Source organism: Pseudomonas sp. LBUM1641 (assembly GCF_059716235.1).
In genome coordinates, this window is the sequence record NZ_CP166815.1 from 5,161,219 (window position 1) to 5,176,899 (window position 15,681).

Annotated in this window: 10 protein-coding genes; 2 read left to right on the top strand and 8 right to left on the bottom strand. The window is 62.7% G+C overall.

Features of this window, described 5'->3' with window-relative positions; genetic code table 11:
• Positions 1-83 precede the first annotated feature (83 nt).
• Positions 84-452 (bottom strand): hypothetical protein, encoded by a 369-nt coding sequence (locus ACA046_RS23565; RefSeq protein WP_076015219.1) that lies wholly within the window; start codon positions 450-452, stop codon positions 84-86.
• A 236-nt stretch (positions 453-688) separates the two neighbouring features.
• Between ACA046_RS23565 and ACA046_RS23570 the strand changes: the two genes are divergently transcribed.
• Positions 689-1,987: a serine protein kinase PrkA gene (locus ACA046_RS23570; protein WP_010166231.1), complete on the top strand. Its 1,299-nt coding sequence runs from the start codon at positions 689-691 to the stop codon at positions 1,985-1,987.
• Positions 1,980-2,768, top strand: a complete 789-nt coding sequence (locus tag ACA046_RS23575; protein ID WP_003210582.1) for an MlaA family lipoprotein — start codon at positions 1,980-1,982, stop codon at positions 2,766-2,768. Before ACA046_RS23570 ends, ACA046_RS23575 begins: the two co-directional genes overlap by 8 nt.
• Before the next feature lie 30 nt (positions 2,769-2,798).
• Here ACA046_RS23575 and ACA046_RS23580 read toward each other — a convergent pair whose 3' ends face one another.
• From ACA046_RS23580 to ACA046_RS23610, 7 genes are all read right to left on the bottom strand, one after another.
• Positions 2,799-4,790 carry an FUSC family protein gene (locus tag ACA046_RS23580; RefSeq protein WP_497675094.1) on the bottom strand — a complete coding sequence of 664 codons (1,992 nt, stop codon included), beginning with the start codon at positions 4,788-4,790 and terminating at the stop codon, positions 2,799-2,801.
• A gap of 71 nt (positions 4,791-4,861) precedes the next feature.
• Positions 4,862-5,845: a GlxA family transcriptional regulator gene (locus ACA046_RS23585; RefSeq protein ID WP_497675095.1), complete on the bottom strand. Its 984-nt coding sequence runs from the start codon at positions 5,843-5,845 to the stop codon at positions 4,862-4,864.
• A gap of 34 nt (positions 5,846-5,879) precedes the next feature.
• Positions 5,880-6,785: a DUF808 domain-containing protein gene (locus ACA046_RS23590; protein ID WP_318303436.1), complete on the bottom strand. Its 906-nt coding sequence runs from the start codon at positions 6,783-6,785 to the stop codon at positions 5,880-5,882.
• Positions 6,786-6,852: 67 nt separating this feature from the next.
• The gene (locus ACA046_RS23595; RefSeq protein ID WP_497675096.1) at positions 6,853-8,274 is read right to left on the bottom strand and encodes an efflux transporter outer membrane subunit; all 1,422 of its coding nucleotides are present in this window, start codon (positions 8,272-8,274) and stop codon (positions 6,853-6,855) included.
• Entirely contained in the window at positions 8,271-11,396 is a 3,126-nt protein-coding gene (locus tag ACA046_RS23600; protein ID WP_497677128.1) for an efflux RND transporter permease subunit, read from the bottom strand. The genes ACA046_RS23595 and ACA046_RS23600 overlap by 4 nt, the downstream gene beginning before the upstream one ends.
• 5 nt (positions 11,397-11,401) lie before the next feature.
• A complete protein-coding gene (locus ACA046_RS23605; protein WP_497675097.1) occupies positions 11,402-14,464 on the bottom strand; it encodes an efflux RND transporter permease subunit in 3,063 nt (1,020 codons plus the stop codon).
• A gap of 13 nt (positions 14,465-14,477) precedes the next feature.
• The gene (locus ACA046_RS23610; RefSeq protein WP_497677129.1) at positions 14,478-15,605 is read right to left on the bottom strand and encodes an efflux RND transporter periplasmic adaptor subunit; all 1,128 of its coding nucleotides are present in this window, start codon (positions 15,603-15,605) and stop codon (positions 14,478-14,480) included.
• Positions 15,606-15,681 lie beyond the last annotated feature (76 nt).

A 15,681-nucleotide genomic window follows, 5' to 3' on the forward strand; every position in this document is an offset into this window, starting at 1 on the left:
AACGATAACGCGGGAAACCTGATACCCCGCGTTGTATTGAAGCCTTTCGCGAGCAAGCTCGCTCCTACAGGGTTAGACGTCTGTCAGGCTGCCCGAGGCGCCCTGACCAACCGCAACCCCGCTATCACCACCGCAAACACCGCAAACGTCGTGTTGTACAACGCCAATGCCGGAAAGCCGAACACCAGCGCCAATACCGCCAACCCCCACCCGGCCCGGCCCGGCACAAAAAACGCCAGCACCGACGTGACCAACGCCGCCCAGCCCAGCACCTTGAAGTGAATCATCAACCCCAGGTTGGAACGCACCTGGCATTCCCAGCGGCTGGCTTCGTCAGCACAAATGCCAACCCAGCGGCCATCCTCCATGAATCCATAACGCGCGCCATAACTGGCGGCCAGCCAAAGCGGCAGGGCAATAAGCAACAGGATCAGCGGAAAACGGCGGGACATGGGGCACTCCGATAGACGAAAACGGCGCCCAGCTTAATCCCCCGGCAGCCGTTGGCAAGGCTTGGAAACAGATAAGTATTCAATAGTGCCTGCCAAAGTGTATCGTCTCGCTACTATTACCCCGATTCCGACGTTTTTTCCGACTTTTAGTGCCGAGGGCTGGCACTTCGGCAGCAACGCGGTGGTCATAGCCTGCGAACTCCAATTCAGCACATTTTCCTCTTAGGGATTTAGTCATGCTCCGTTCCTTGCGCTGTGCGGCCCTGTTGGGCAGCCTTTTTCTGAGTGCGTCAGCACTGGCGGTCGATATCGACCAAGCCAGCTATGGCTACCCTTTGACCAACCCGTTTGAAGCGACCATCGCGACCACCCCGCCGAACCTGCGGCCGGAACTGCCGTCCGACGATGAAATCAATCAGTCCGACTACACCCTGACGATGCGCCCCGAGCGCGAGTTCAGCCTGCCCGACAACTTCTGGGCGGTGAAGAAACTCACCTACCGCATCGCCAAGCAAGACCGTGCCGCACCGCTGATCTTCCTGATCGCCGGCACCGGCGCACGCTTTGACAGCACCATCAACGAATACCTGAAAAAGCTGTACTACAAGGCCGGTTACCACGTCGTCCAACTGTCGTCCCCCACCAGCTTCGACTTCATCGCCGCCGCCTCGCGCTTCGCCACCCCCGGCATCAGCCAGGAAGACGCCGAAGACATGTACCGCGTGATGCAGGCCGTACGCGCGCAAAACCCGACGCTGCCCGTGACCGACTTCTACCTCACCGGCTACAGCCTCGGCGCCCTCGACGCAGCCTTTGTCAGCAAGCTGGACGAAACCCGTCGCAGCTTCAACTTCAAGAAAGTCCTGCTGCTGAACCCGCCGGTCAACCTCTATACCTCAATCACCAACCTCGACAAGCTGGTGCAGACCGAGGTTAAAGGCATCAACAACAGCACCACCTTCTATGAACTGGTGTTGAACAAACTGACTCGCTACTTCCAGCAAAAGGGCTACATCGACCTGAACGATGCCCTGCTCTACGACTTCCAGAACTCCAAGGAACACCTGACCAACGAACAGATGGCGATGCTGATCGGCACCTCGTTCCGCTTCTCGGCGGCCGACATTGCCTTCACCTCGGACCTGATCAACCGCCGCGGCCTGATCATCCCGCCCAAGTACCCGATCAGCGAAGGCACCAGCCTCACGCCGTTCCTCAAGCGTGCGCTGCAGTGCGACTTCGACTGCTACCTCACCGAACAGGTGATCCCGATGTGGCGCGCCCGTTCCGACGGCGGCAGCCTGTTGCAACTGGTTGACCAGGTCAGCCTGTATGCCCTCAAGGACTACCTGCACGACAGCCCGAAAATCGCCGTCATGCACAACGCCGACGACGTGATCCTGGGCCCGGGCGACCTTGGCTTCCTGCGTAAAACCTTCGGCGATCGCTTGACCGTCTACCCCCTGGGCGGCCATTGCGGCAACCTCAATTACCGCGTCAACGCCGACGCCATGCTGGAGTTCTTCCGTGGCTAAATATCTTCTGCTGCTCGCCGCCCTGATGTGCGCGGGCGTGGCCAATGCCGACAACAGCAAGGCTCACACGCCGACCGTAGTCGACTCCGACGGCTTCAAGGAGCCACTGAGCCATCTCAAGTTCAACCCTGGCCTGGACCAGCGTGAATTCGAACGCTCGTCGGTCAACGCCCTGAATGTCTACGACCCGCTCGAGTCGTGGAACCGCCGGGTCTACCACTTCAACTACCGTTTCGACCAGTGGGTGTTCCTGCCGGTGGTGGACGGCTACCGCTACGTCACCCCGAGTTTCCTGCGCACCGGCGTCAGCAACTTCTTCAACAACCTGGGGGATGTGCCCAACCTGTTGAACAGCCTGCTGCAACTCAAGGGCCATCGTTCCCTGGAAACCACCGGCCGCCTGCTGCTCAACACCACCATCGGCATCGCCGGCCTGTGGGACCCGGCCACCGCCATGGGCCTGCCGCGCCAGAGCGAAGACTTCGGCCAGACCCTGGGCTTCTACGGGGTACCGGGCGGCGCCTACCTGGTGCTGCCGCTGTTTGGTCCGTCGAACCTGCGCGATACCACCGGCCTGCTGGTGGACTACGGCGCCGAGACCGAGATCAACTTCCTGAACGTGTCCAAGGTCAGCGAAAACCACCCGGAAATCTGGGCCCTGCGCGCTGTCGACAAGCGCTACCAGACCAGCTTCCGCTACGGCCAGATGAACTCGCCGTTCGAGTATGAAAAGGTGCGCTACGTGTACACCGAGGCGCGCAAGTTGCAGATCGCCGAGTAATGCCCCCCGTAGGCGCTGGCTTGCCAGCGCCTACATTCCCCGCCGACACCACTTACGCCACGTAAACCTCAACTGCAGCACGGCCGCCCTGGCCATTTCCCGATCCTGTTCCGTCAATACCGAGGGCTGCTCAAGCGCCTCCAGCATCGCAACGCTGGCCGCATCCATCAGCGACTCATTCGCCACGCTCGGTCCGCCCTCCTCCAGCGCCGCCTCCAACGCCCGCAAGTAGCGATCACGCTCAATCGCCAACCCGCCACGACTGCCCGCCAAGCACGCGCGCAACTCCAGCAACTCATCCCCCAGGTCCAACCCCAACAATCCATTGTCCCAATGCGCGCGGCGATCAGCAGGCAAGGTTTCGCTATAGCGCGACAGGCGAATCAGCCGGTCCGCCATGCGCCCGCCAAACCAGCTTTCCGCCTGTTCCAGCGGGCGCGAGGTCAATTGCGCCAGGTCGAACAACGACGCCTTGAACATCCGCCGATAGTGATGCTCGCCGGGATTAAGCTGGATCAGCCGAAACACCACCACGGCAATCCCGACACCCACCAGCGTCGCGATAGCCTTATTAAGGAAGGCGGCGAAGTCGTAGGTCATCACATTGCTGGGCCCGACGTTGTTGACGAAAAAGATGCAGAACGCCGAAGCCGTCGCCGCCAGTTTGATGCGGCTCATGCACAGCGAGGCGAAAAACAGCGGCACGCCCAACGCCAGGCATAACAAGGGAAAGCCATCGAAGCCGGGTAGGAGCACGAAACACACAAACCCCGCCACCGGGATCGAAAGCGCAATGCCCTTGAGGAAATTCAGGCTTGAGGCCGACGGGTTTTCCCGTGCCGCAAACAGGCTCAGCACCACACCACAAATCGACACCGCGCCCAAACCCGAAGGCCATGCTGTAAAGATCCAGAACGCCGCCACCGCCAGGAACGCCAACGCACTGCGCAACCCACCGAGCACGCCCTGCTCAATATCCCGGTGCCAGGACATCGCCCCCGGCGCGCCGGGCGGCACCCTGCCCTGTTCGACCGCGACCAGGGTCAATCCCCCCAGCTCAATCAAACGCAGTACCCGAGCCAGTTGCATCAGGCAAAAGTGCGCCTCCTGGCCAAGACGCGGATCCTGCAACGCCAGGCCGAGCCGTTGCGCCAGCTCGGGCAAGTCATCGAGACGCTCTTGCTGCAATGCGCCCGCCACCTCTTCAATCAATGGCAGCACCGCAGCCGTCTCATCGAGCATCATCCGCTGGCGCGCCACACCCCGCGCCGCCCGCAGCAGGCTGAGCAGGTCACGGCTGAGCACCCGCAAGGCCTGGGAGCGCCGCCGGCCCTTGGGCCCTTCAAACCAGGCGTGGTCGCGCTGGCTGTCCACCGCCACCAGGCGGCTCAACGCGTCGAGCAACCCTTTACGCTGATCGTTACCCAACAGCTCCGAAGCGGCGGCACGCACCCCGGCCTGCCAGGCGGCGCGCGCTTGAACCGCCAGGACCTGCTCGACCCGGCGCGGCCACAAAATCGTGCTGGCGATGGAGGCGCAGAGGATCCCCAGGCTGATCTCCTGACAGCGCGCCACCGCCTCATCGAACACCCCCAGCGGCGCCGCCGTAGCGGGCAGCGCAATAATCGCCGTGGTGTAACCCGCCAGCACAAAGCCATAGGACGCGTGATTGCGCAGCAACGAAGCCCCGGTGGTACAGAACGCCAGCCACAGCGCCATGCACAGCAGGAACAACAACGGCGCCTGGCCAAACACACCGATCATCGCAATGGAGACCATGGCCCCGACAAACGTGCCCACCAGTCGATACGCGCCTTTGGCCAAGACCATGCCGCTGGTGGACTGGCCAACGATGAATACAGTGGTCAAAGCCCATTGCGGCTGCTGCAAGTCGAAACAGAAGGCCAGGTACAACGCGACCCCGCCGGCGATCATGTTGCGCAAGGCAAACAGCAGATCGTTGCGGGACGGGGCCAGCGTCACTTGCCAGAAATCAGGGAGCTCAAAGGTGGAGGATTTCATGAAACCCGCATATAGATAGCAAGCTAATGATTAGCATCGTATCTATATTTGCCGCGAATGCCAATTCCCGGCTATTTGACCAGGCGCTTTTCCTTGGACGGCCTGTAGCCAAAGTACGCGCTGTAGCACTTGCTGAAATGGCTCGGCGAGACAAACCCGCAGGCCACCAGCACGTCGACCTGGGACAGCTCGGTATGTTGCAGCAGCCGGCGGGCCTCGGTGATGCGCAGTTCCAGGTAATAACGCTGGGGCGTGGTGCCAAGCTGCTCCTTGAACAAACGCTCCAACTGGCGCCGGGAACGGCCGGCATACACCGCCAGTTGTTCAAGCTCCAGGGGTTCTTCGAGATTGGCATCCATCAGGTTGACCACCTCGCGCAACGGCGCGCTCAAGCAGACGTTCTCGGTCGGTTTCACCCGCCGGTAGCGCGACTCCTCAAACGCCAGGATGTCCTCGATCCCCTCGACCAGCGCTTTGCCGTAAAGCCCCTTGATCCAGTCCAGCGCCATATGAAACGCACCGGAAGGGCTTGATGCCGTCAGCCGGTCGCGATCAATCACATAGGGTTCGCTGCTGACCTGCGTCGCCTTGCAGAAATCGGCCAGGGCCGGGCGATGTTCCGGGTGCACGGCGCATCGATAGCCGCTCAGCAAACCCGCACGCCCGAGGAACCACGCGCCATTCCACAAGCCGGCGAGGTGCACACCCGGCTCCGCAGCGCTTTTCAGCAGATGGATGAATTCGTCGGAGGCCTTCAGTTCGGTGCGGTAACCACCGCAAATCACCAGCAGGTCCAGCTCTTTAAGCACCGAAGACTCAAGCCGCGCATCAGGCCGGATCACCAGCCCCAGGTCGCTGGTCACCTCGCCTTCCTGCAAGCCGAAGGTCGAGGTAGAAAACGACGAAGGCCGCAGCAGGTTCGCGGTGATCAGTGTATCCAGCGCCTGGGTGAACGCCGGCAGCGAGAAATGTTCGAGCAACACAAATCCCGCACGCACCGTTTGACGGGCCTCGCCGGGATTTTCATTCAGATAACGGAGGTTCTTGCCTTTCATGCCCCCGCTGAATTGCCGCCGCTCGATCAAGTGCCTACGCCCTCACCCGCTTCCAAAGGTTACCCACCACGCTGACCACCGCCAATACCGCGGCCCCGGCAATGATCCCCGCCACCGCATTGAGCAACGTCGGCATCAACCACGCCAGGCCGCCGGTACTCTGGCTCACCGTCTCGATCCAGTGATGCACCACCGGCACACCGTGGGTCAGGATGCCGCCGCCGACCATGAACATCGCCGCCGTGCCGATCACCGACAGGCTTTTCATCATGTACGGTGCGGCCCGCAAGATCGCTCCGCCAATACTGCGCGCAGCCTGGCCGGGCTTCTGAGTGAGCCACAGGCCCAGGTCATCGAGTTTGACGATACCGGCCACCAGCCCATAGACGCCGATGGTCATGACGATGGCAATACCCGACAACACGATCACTTGCTGCATCAGCGGCGCATCGGCCACGGTGCCGAGGGTGATGGCGATGATTTCGGCGGAGAGGATGAAATCGGTACGGATCGCGCCCTTGATCTTGTCCTTCTCGAAGGCCACCAGGTCCGTGGCCGGATCCGCCACGGCTTCTACCAAGTGCGCCTGTTCTTCGGTGCGTTTGTGAAAGAAGGTATGCGCGAGTTTCTCGAAACCTTCAAAACACAAATAAGCGCCGCCCAGCATTAACAGTGGCGTCACCGCCCACGGCGCAAATGCGCTGATCAGCAACGCAGCCGGCACCAGGATCAGCTTGTTGACGAACGAACCCTTGGCCACCGCCCACACCACCGGGATTTCCCGCTCGGCGCGCACCCCGGAGACTTGCTGGGCGTTCAGCGCCAGGTCATCCCCCAACACGCCGGCGGTTTTCTTCGCGGCCATCTTGGTCATCAATGCTACATCGTCGAGCACCGCGGCGATGTCGTCGATCAATACCAGCAAACTGCTTCCTGCCATGGCTCAGGCTTCCCGTGATTCAAAGTGTGCCGAGAATAACGCGGCGCACACCGGGTTAGCGAGCCGTTCAGTGCTGAGGGGTTTGCCAACCGCCGCCCAGGCTCTGGATCAGCGCCACACTGCCCTGGCTGAGTTGGCCCTGGGTGTCGCGAAGATTCTGCTCGGCTTGCAGCAGCACCAGTTGCTGGGTCAGCACATTCTCCTGGCTCACAGTGCCGGCGCGCAGTTGCGCTTCCTGGCTGCCGAACAGTTGCTGGTTGCGCTGGTACACCTGCTGGAACGCATCGGCCTGGGTTTGCAGATGGTTGATTGCCGAGAGGTTGTCTTCGACGTTCTGCAGGGCGCTGAGCACGGTGCCGCGGTAGTTGGCGGCGATCTGGTCGTAGCTGGCCTCGGCCTGCCTGACCGCCGCTTCACGGGCGCCGCCGTCAAATAGCGTTTCCGCCAGCGCCGGCCCCAACGTCCAGATGCGATTGGGCAAGGAGAACAATCCGCCCAGGGCGCTGCCGCGATAGCCGGCCTCGGCGGTGAGGTCCAGCGTCGGGAAAAACGCGGCTTCGGCCACGCCGATTTTCGCGTTGGCCGCCGCGGCCGAACGCTCCGCCGCGACCACATCGGGACGCCGTTGCAGCAAGGTCGAAGGCAGGGTCAAAGGGGGACGCGGCAGCACGAAGCGGTAGTCATCCCGCGCAGCTACGGCAAACTCGCTCGGCGCCACGCCCACCAGCACCGCCAGCGCGTGTTCGTATTGCTCGCGGTCGCGCAGCGAGGTCTGCAGGTCGGCAATCGAAGTGGTCAGTTGATCCTGGGCCACCAGCAACTGGTCGTTGGTGGCGACGCCCTGGGTGAACTGCACCTGGATCATGTCGAGCAACTTCTGGTTGATAGTCTGTTGCTGCTGCAACAGGCGCACGTCGATATCCATCTGCCGCAGGGCGAGGTAGTTGCTGGCCACGCTGGAGCTGATGGACAACCGTACTCCGGCCAGCAACGCATCGGATTGCTGGGCCGTGGCCTGGCTGGACTCAATCCCGCGCCGCACCAGGCCCCACAGGTCCGGCTCCCAACTGGCGGTCAAGGTTGCGCTGACGCTGTTCGCCACTCCACCCGACGTACTGCCGGTAGTCGACGTACCGCTGCCGCTGCCCGCCGTCCCCCGCGAACCCGACAACCCTACGCCAACGGTGGGCCACAACCCCGCCCGGCTGGACGCCACCTGTGCCTGGGCCAGACGATAAGCCGCCTCCGCCGCGATGATCGACTGGTTGGCCTTGGCCGAGCGCGCCACCAGGTCGTTCAGCACCGGATCCTGATAAGCCAGCCACCACTGACTGTCCATCGCCCCTTGGGGGTTGGCCGCCGCGCGCTGCCACTGCGCGCCTTCCTTGAAGGTCTGCGGCAGTTCCATGGCGGGCTTCTGGTAATCGGGCCCGACCATGCAGCCGCCGAGCAGCAGGCTGATGCAAAGCACGCTGTATTTCACGTTCATAACTTTGCTTCCTTACGCCGACCCAGGCGCTGTGACGCCCGGTCAAGCCACAGGTAAATCACCGGGGTGGTGTACAGCGTCAGCACCTGGCTGAACAGCAGGCCACCAATAATCGAAATCCCCAACGGCCGACGCAACTCCGAACCGTAGCCGGTACCGAGCACCAGCGGCAGCGCGCCAAGGATCGCCGCCAGGGTGGTCATCATGATCGGCCGAAAGCGGATCAGGCAGGCCCGGCGAATCGCTTCCTTGGCCGTGAGGCCGAACTCCCGCCGCTCGGTGATCGCGAAGTCGATCATCATGATCGCGTTCTTCTTCACGATACCGATCAACAGAATCACCCCCACCAGCGCAATGATCGACAGCTCGGTGCCGGTCAGCAGCAAGGCGATCAACGCACCGACACCGGCCGAGGGCAAGGTCGAGAGGATGGTCAGCGGGTGCATCAGGTTTTCGTAGAGGATGCCCAGCACGATATACACCGAGAGCAGCGCGGCGACGATCAGCAACGGCTCGCTGGCCACCGACGACTGGAACACCTGGGCCGTACCGGCAAACTGGCCGACCACACTGGCGGGCATGCGCAGTTGCTTCACTGCATCGTCCACCATCGCCGTCGCCTGGCCGATGGACGTGCCGGGGGCCAGATTGAACGAGATGGTCACCGCCGGGAACGTGCCCTGGTGACTGATGGAAATCGCGGTGCGCGCCACCGTGTTGTCCGCCAGGGCCGACAGCGGCACCAGCGTCTGTCCGGTGGTCAGGTTGGGCGCTGCCGTAGTGCCTTTGGTGGTCGTGGCCTGGGTGCCCGTCGGCACGTAAATGCCCTTGAGCGCGGAAGGGTCGGTCCAGTATTCCGGGGCGATTTCCATCACCACGTGGTACTGGTTGGCCGCGCGATACAGGGTGGCGACCTGGCGCTGGCCAAAGGCGTCGTACAGCGCCTGGTCGACCGCCGAGATACTCACCCCGAGGCGCGCCGCCGTGTCGCGATTGATCTGCACATTGGCCAGCAGGCTGTTGTCCTGCTGGTCGGTATTGAGGTCGGTCAGTTGTGGAAACTTACGCAGCACCGCCACCACCTTGGGCACCCATTCATCCAGCGATTCCTGGTCATCGGCGGTCAGGGTGTATTGGTACTGCGCGCCACTTTGCCGGCCACCCACGGTGATGTCCTGGGCCGACTGCAAATACAGCTTGGTGCCGGGCAGGTCGCCGAGGCTGCGACGGATTTGCCCGATGACTTCGGTAGCGCTGTCCTTGCGCTCGCCCAGCGGCTTGAGCAAGACAAACATCTGCGCGCTGTTGACCGCCCCACCACCGCCGCCTCCGCCGCCGACAAACCCGGCGGCGGTTTCGATATTCGGGTTTTTCATCACCTTGCGGTTGATCTCGGTGAAGTCCTTCTGCATCGCCCCGTAGGAAATGCTCTGGTTCGCCAGGATGCTGCCCTGCAAGCGCCCGGTGTCTTCCTGGGGGAAAAAGCCCTTGGGCACCAGCACATACAAAACGCCGGCGAGGACGATCACCAACACCGTGCCGAACCCCATCAGCACCGTATGGTCGATCACCCAACCCAGGGTGCGATCGTAGAAGCGGTGAAAACGTGAATCCGGATGTTCGTTGCCTTGGTGAATCTCCTTCGGCGCGCGCAACAGCACACTGGCGAGCATCGGCGTGACCGTCAGGGAGATCACCATCGAAATCACGATGGCCACCGACAACGACACCGAAAACTCACGGAACAGCCGCCCGACAATCCCGCCCATCAGCAGCAGCGGAATAAACACCGCCACCAGGGACACGCTGATGGTCAGTACCGTAAAGCCGACTTCACGGGCCCCTTCCAGCGCGGCCTCCACCCGGGTCTTGCCGCGCTCCAGGTGGCGCATGATGTTTTCCACCACCACGATCGCATCGTCCACCACAAAACCGGTGGAAATGGTCAGCGCCATGAGTGACAGGTTGTTCAGGCTGTAGCCGAGGAAGTACATCGCGCCAAAGGTGCCGAGCAGCGACAGCGGCACCACGATCGCCGGCACCAGGGTGCTGCGCCAGTCGCGGAAGAAGCCGAACGTGACCAACGTCACCAACAGGATCGACACCAGCAACGTGATCTCGACGTCGTGCAATGAGGCGCGAATAGTGGTGGTGCGGTCCATCAGCAAGTCGAGCTTGATCGTCGCTGGAATCGAGCTTTGCAAAAACGGCAGCGAGGCTTTCACCGCGTCCACCGTCTCGATCACGTTGGCCCCCGGCTGCTTGAACACCACCAGCAGCACCGCCGGCTTGCCGTTGGACAGGCCGAAGTTGCGCAGGTCCTGCACGTCTTCGCGCACGTAGCCCAGGTCGGAGATATGGATCAGGTCGCCGTTGTGGGCCTTGACCACCAGCGGCCCGTAGTCCTCTTCGTTGAGCAACTGGTCGTTGGCGGCAATGCCGTAGTTACGGTCGCCGATGGCCACGTTGCCCTTGGGCAGGTTGACGTTGGAGGCGTTGATCACCTGGCGCACCTGCTCCAGGCTCACGCCGTACTGGTTGAGCCGGTCGGGGTTCAACTCCACCCGCACCGCCGGCAGCGCGCCGCCGCCCACCGTCACGTCACCGACGCCGGTGGTCTGCAACAACTTCTGCTCCAGCAGGGTCGAGGCCACGTCATACATCTGCCCCGGCGTGGCGCTGTCGGAGGTCAGGCTGATGATCAAAATCGGCGAGTCCGCCGGGTTGACCTTGCGGTACGTCGGGTTGCCCGACAGGTCGCTGGGCAGGTTGCTGCGGGCGGCGTTGATCGCGGCCTGCACGTCCCGGGCGGCGCCGTCAATGTCGCGGTTCAAGTCGAACTGCAAAATGATCCGTGCCGAGCCCAAGCTGCTGGACGACGTCATCTGCGTGACCCCGGCAATCTGCCCGAACTGCCGCTCCAGGGGCGTGGCCACCGAACTGGCAACCGTAGTGGGATCGGCACCGGGCAACGAGGCGCTGACGCTGATGGTGGGGAAATCCACCTCCGGCAGCGGCGCCACCGGCAGCAACATAAAGGCCAACGCGCCAAACAGCGCGAGGCCGGCCGCCATCAAGGTGGTTGCAATCGGGCGGCGAACAAACGGCGCGCTGAGGTTCATCGCCATCAGACCGCTTCAGCCGGACGGCGGCTGAAGCGCTGCCCCAGGCTGTGCATGGCAAGAAAGATCACCGGCGTGGAAAACAGCGTCAGCAGTTGGCTGAGCAACAACCCGCCGATAATCGCGATGCCCAGTGGATGACGCAGCTCCGAGCCAATCCCCGTCCCCAGCGCCAGCGGCACCGCGCCGAACAGCGAGGCCATGCTGGTCATCAGGATCGGCCGGAACCGCAACTCCGCCGCCTGGCGGATCGCAGCCGTCGGGCTCAAGCCGCCCTCGCGTAATAACTCCAGGGCAAAGTCGACCATCATGATGCCGTTTTTCATCACGATGCCGATCAGCAACACAATGCCGATCAAACCGATAATGTCGAACTGCGTGCCGGTCACCAGCAGCGCCAGCAAGGCCCCGAGTGCCGCCGAGAGCAGCGTCGAAAGGATCGTCACCGGGTGCACGAAGCTCTCGTACAGAATCCCCAGCATCAGGTACACCACCACAATCGCCGCCACCACCAGGAACACTTGGTTGGACAGCGACTGCTCGAACGTCGCCGCCGCACCTTCGAGGTTGGCCTGCACCGACAGCGGCAAACCGACCTTGGCCTCGATGTCCTTGAGCCGCGTCACCGCCGCGCCAAGGGTCTGGCCGGGGGCGAGGTTGAACGACACGTCGGCATAGGGAAACTGGCCCAGCCGGTTAATGGTGACGGGGGCCCGCACCACCTGCAGCGTCGCCATGCTCGACAACGGCGCAACCCCGCCGCCCGGGATGTCCACGTACAAGCCCGTGAGCAGGTCAGGCAAGTTGCGCGGCGGATGGTCGGTGGCGATTACCACGTGGTACTGGTTGAGTTGGGTGTAGATCGTCGACACCTGGCGCTGGCCGAAGGCGTCGTACAGCACGTCATCGATCGCCTGGGGCGTGATGCCCAGCCGCGAGGCGGTGGCGCGGTCGAACGTCAGCTGGATCTGGTTGCCGAACTGCATCGCCTGGCTTTGCACGTCGGTGAACATCGGGTCTTGCTTGATCGCGGCCAGCAGCTTGTTGGTCCACGTTTCCAGTTCGTCCGGGTCGGTGGCTTGCAGGCCCAGGCGGTAGCTGGTGGTGGACACCGTGGCGTCGAGGGTCAGGTCCTGCACCGAGTGCAGGTACAGGCGGATGCCGGCGTCGTCGGCGTTGGCATCGGAGAGCCGGCGGATCACTTTGGTGGCGCTGTCACGTTCACCCCGCGGCTTGAGGTTGATCAGCAGGTTGCCCTGGTTGATGGTCGGGTTGGTCTGGTCAATCCCGACGAAGGACGACAGGTTTTGCACGGCCGGGTCCTTGAGGATTCGGGCGGCGAGACGTTGTTGTTCGGTCTGCATCTGCTGGAACGAAACCGTCGGCGCCGCCTGGGAAATACCCTGGATCAGGCCGGTGTCCTGGTCGGGGAAAAAGCCCTTGGGCATGATCACCAGAATCATCAGGGTCAGCGCGGCGGTGAGCGCTATCGAGATCAGCGTTAACGTGCGGTGTGCCAGTACCCAGTCGAGGCCACGCACATAGTGGGTGTTGATGCGGTCGAAGAAATCCGCGCGGCGCTCCTGGTGCTTATTCTTCAGCATTCGCGCGCACATCATCGGCGTCAGGGTCAGCGAAATAAACGCTGAAATAACAATAGTCACGGCCACGGTCATGGCGAATTCACGGAACAGCCGGCCGACCACATCGCCCATGAACAGCAGCGGGATCATCACTGCGATCAGCGCGATGGACAGCGAAATAATCGTGAAGCCAATTTGCTCCGAACCCTTGAGCGCCGCCTCCAGCGGTGAGTCTCCCGCCTCGATATAGCGCGTGATGTTTTCGATCATCACGATCGCGTCGTCCACCACGAATCCGATGGCGATGGTCAGCGCCATCAGCGTCAGGTTGTTCAGGGAGAAGCCCAGCGCATAGGCCACCGCCAGGGTACCCACCAGCGTCAACGGAATGGTGACGGCGGGAATGATCGTAGCCGGCACGTTGCGCAGGAACGCAAAAATCACGATCACCACCAGCCCGATGGCCATGGCCAACTCGTACTGCACATCAGTGACCGAGGCGCGGATGGTTTGCGTGCGGTCGGTCAGCACCTCGACCTTCAAGGTGCCCGGCAAACTGGCCCGCAGCTTGGGCAGCAATTGCTGCACGCGGTCGACCACTTGAATCACGTTGGCGCCGGGTTGGCGCTGGATATTCAGCACAATCGACGGCGTGCTGTTGGTCCACGCGGCCTGGCGCGGGTTCTCCGGGCCCTGGGTGGAAGTGGCGATCTGCGACAGGCGAATCGGCGCGCCGTTTTTATAGGCGATCACCAGGTCGCGGTATTCCTCGGCCGATTGCAGCTGGTCGTTGGCACCGATGGAATACGCCTGGAACTTGCCGTCGATATTGCCCTTGGCCTGATTGACGTTGGCCGTGCCGAGCGAGCTGCGCAGGTCGTCGATGGACAGGCCAAGACTGTTGAGCGCCGAGGTATTCGCCTCGACCCGCACCGCCGGACGCTGGCCGCCGCTGATGGTCACCAGACCGACGCCGGTGATCTGCGAGATCTTCTGCGCCAGGCGCGTGTCGGCGAGGTCTTCGACCTTGGTCAGCGGCAATACGTCGGAGGTCAGGGACAGGGTCAACACAGGTGCATCCGCCGGGTTGACCTTGCTGTACACCGGCGGGTACGGCAGGTTGGCCGGCAGGAAAGTGCCGGCGGCGTTAATCGCGGCCTGCACCTCCTGTTCGGCGACGTCCAGGGACAGCGACAGGTCGAATTGCAGGGTCACCACCGAAGCGCCGTCGGAGCTGGTGGAGTTCATGGATTTCAGGCCCGGCATTTCGCCGAGTTGACGTTCCAGCGGCGCGGTAATCGACGAGCTGACCACGTCCGGGCTCGCGCCGGGGTATTGGGTGAAGACCTGGATGGTCGGGTAATCGACTTCGGGCAAGGCCGACACCGACAGCAAGTGATACCCCAACAGGCCGAGCAACAGCACCGCCACCATCATCAGGGTGGTGGCGACGGGACGTTCGATAAAGGGCCGCGAAATGTTCATGCTCGGCAGCTCCTCACTGGGCGACGACCTTCACAGCCGAACCGTCATCCAGTTTGTCGGCGCCTTCGGTGATCACCTGCTCCCCCGGCTTGACCCCGTTCTCGAGCACCGCCGACACATCGCCCATGGACGGGCCGGTCTTGATGTTGCGCAGGCTGGCCTTGTCGCCATTCACCACGAACACGAAATCCCCCTTGCTGCCATGCTGGATCGCCCGGGTGGGCACCACGGCGACCTGGGTCAAGGTGTCGGCCTTCAGGCGCGCATTGACGAACTGGTTGGGGAACAGCGCATTGCCCGAATCATCGAACTGCGCCTTGACCTTGATGGTGCCGGTGGTGGTGTCTACCTGGTTATCCAGGGCCAACAGGCTGCCGGTGGCCAGCAGGGCTTTCTTGTTGCGGTCGTAAGCCAGCACCGTCACGGCGCCACGGCCCAGGGCCTGGTTGATAGCGCCCAAGTCGTCCTCGGGCACCGCGAACACCACGGTGGCCGGGTTCATCTGGGTAATTACCACAATGCCGGTGGTGCTGGTGGTGGTGACGTAGTTGCCCGGGTCTACCAGGCGCAGGCCCACCACACCGTCGACCGGCGAGGTAATGGTGCAGTAACCGACCTGCACTTCAAGGTTCTGCACATTGCCTTGGTCGGCGGCCACGGTGCCCAGCTGTTGCTGAACCTGGGACGCCTGGGTGTCGACAGTTTGCTGGCTGGTGGAGCCGGCCTTGACCAGTTCGCGGTAGCGCGCCAAATCCCGCTGGGCATTGCTCAACACGGCCTGGTCGTGGGCCAGGGTACCCTTGGCCACGGCCAGTTGGGCCTTGAGGGCACGGTCATCGATCCGCGCAATCACCTGGCCCTTGCTGACGTGCTGGCCTTCCTTGAATTCCACGCTGCTGAGGATGCCATCGACCTGGGAGACCACGGTCACACTGCGGGTCGGCGTGACGGTGCCGAGGGCATCGATGTAGACCGGCACGTCCTGCAAGGCGACAGGCACCACGGCGACCGGTTCACCGGGTGCGGGTGGCTTGCCTTTGTGCCCACCTGCAAAGAAGTGCAAACCCAGGGCAATCAACAACGCTAGCAGTAACAACGTGCCAACTGCCCAGGCGAACGTACGTCGTCTGCTGTTCTCCACGGTTTCTCTCTCGAACGCCGAAATCAGGATGGGGCGAGCCACCTGATCGGCCGCTCGCTGCCCTGAACTCTAGCAG

What these genes read in the sequence shown, in the direction of transcription:
- ACA046_RS23570 (WP_010166231.1), top strand. Translation starts at nt 689, where the DNA reads ATGCTCCGTTCCTTGCGCTGTGCGGCCCTGTTGGGCAGCCTTTTTCTG.
- ACA046_RS23585 (WP_497675095.1), bottom strand. Translation starts at nt 5,845, where the DNA reads ATGAAAGGCAAGAACCTCCGTTATCTGAATGAAAATCCCGGCGAGGCC.
- ACA046_RS23565 (WP_076015219.1), bottom strand. Translation starts at nt 452, where the DNA reads ATGTCCCGCCGTTTTCCGCTGATCCTGTTGCTTATTGCCCTGCCGCTT.
- ACA046_RS23580 (WP_497675094.1), bottom strand. Translation starts at nt 4,790, where the DNA reads ATGAAATCCTCCACCTTTGAGCTCCCTGATTTCTGGCAAGTGACGCTG.
- ACA046_RS23600 (WP_497677128.1), bottom strand. Translation starts at nt 11,396, where the DNA reads ATGAACCTCAGCGCGCCGTTTGTTCGCCGCCCGATTGCAACCACCTTG.
- ACA046_RS23595 (WP_497675096.1), bottom strand. Translation starts at nt 8,274, where the DNA reads ATGAACGTGAAATACAGCGTGCTTTGCATCAGCCTGCTGCTCGGCGGC.
- ACA046_RS23590 (WP_318303436.1), bottom strand. Translation starts at nt 6,785, where the DNA reads ATGGCAGGAAGCAGTTTGCTGGTATTGATCGACGACATCGCCGCGGTG.
- ACA046_RS23605 (WP_497675097.1), bottom strand. Translation starts at nt 14,464, where the DNA reads ATGAACATTTCGCGGCCCTTTATCGAACGTCCCGTCGCCACCACCCTG.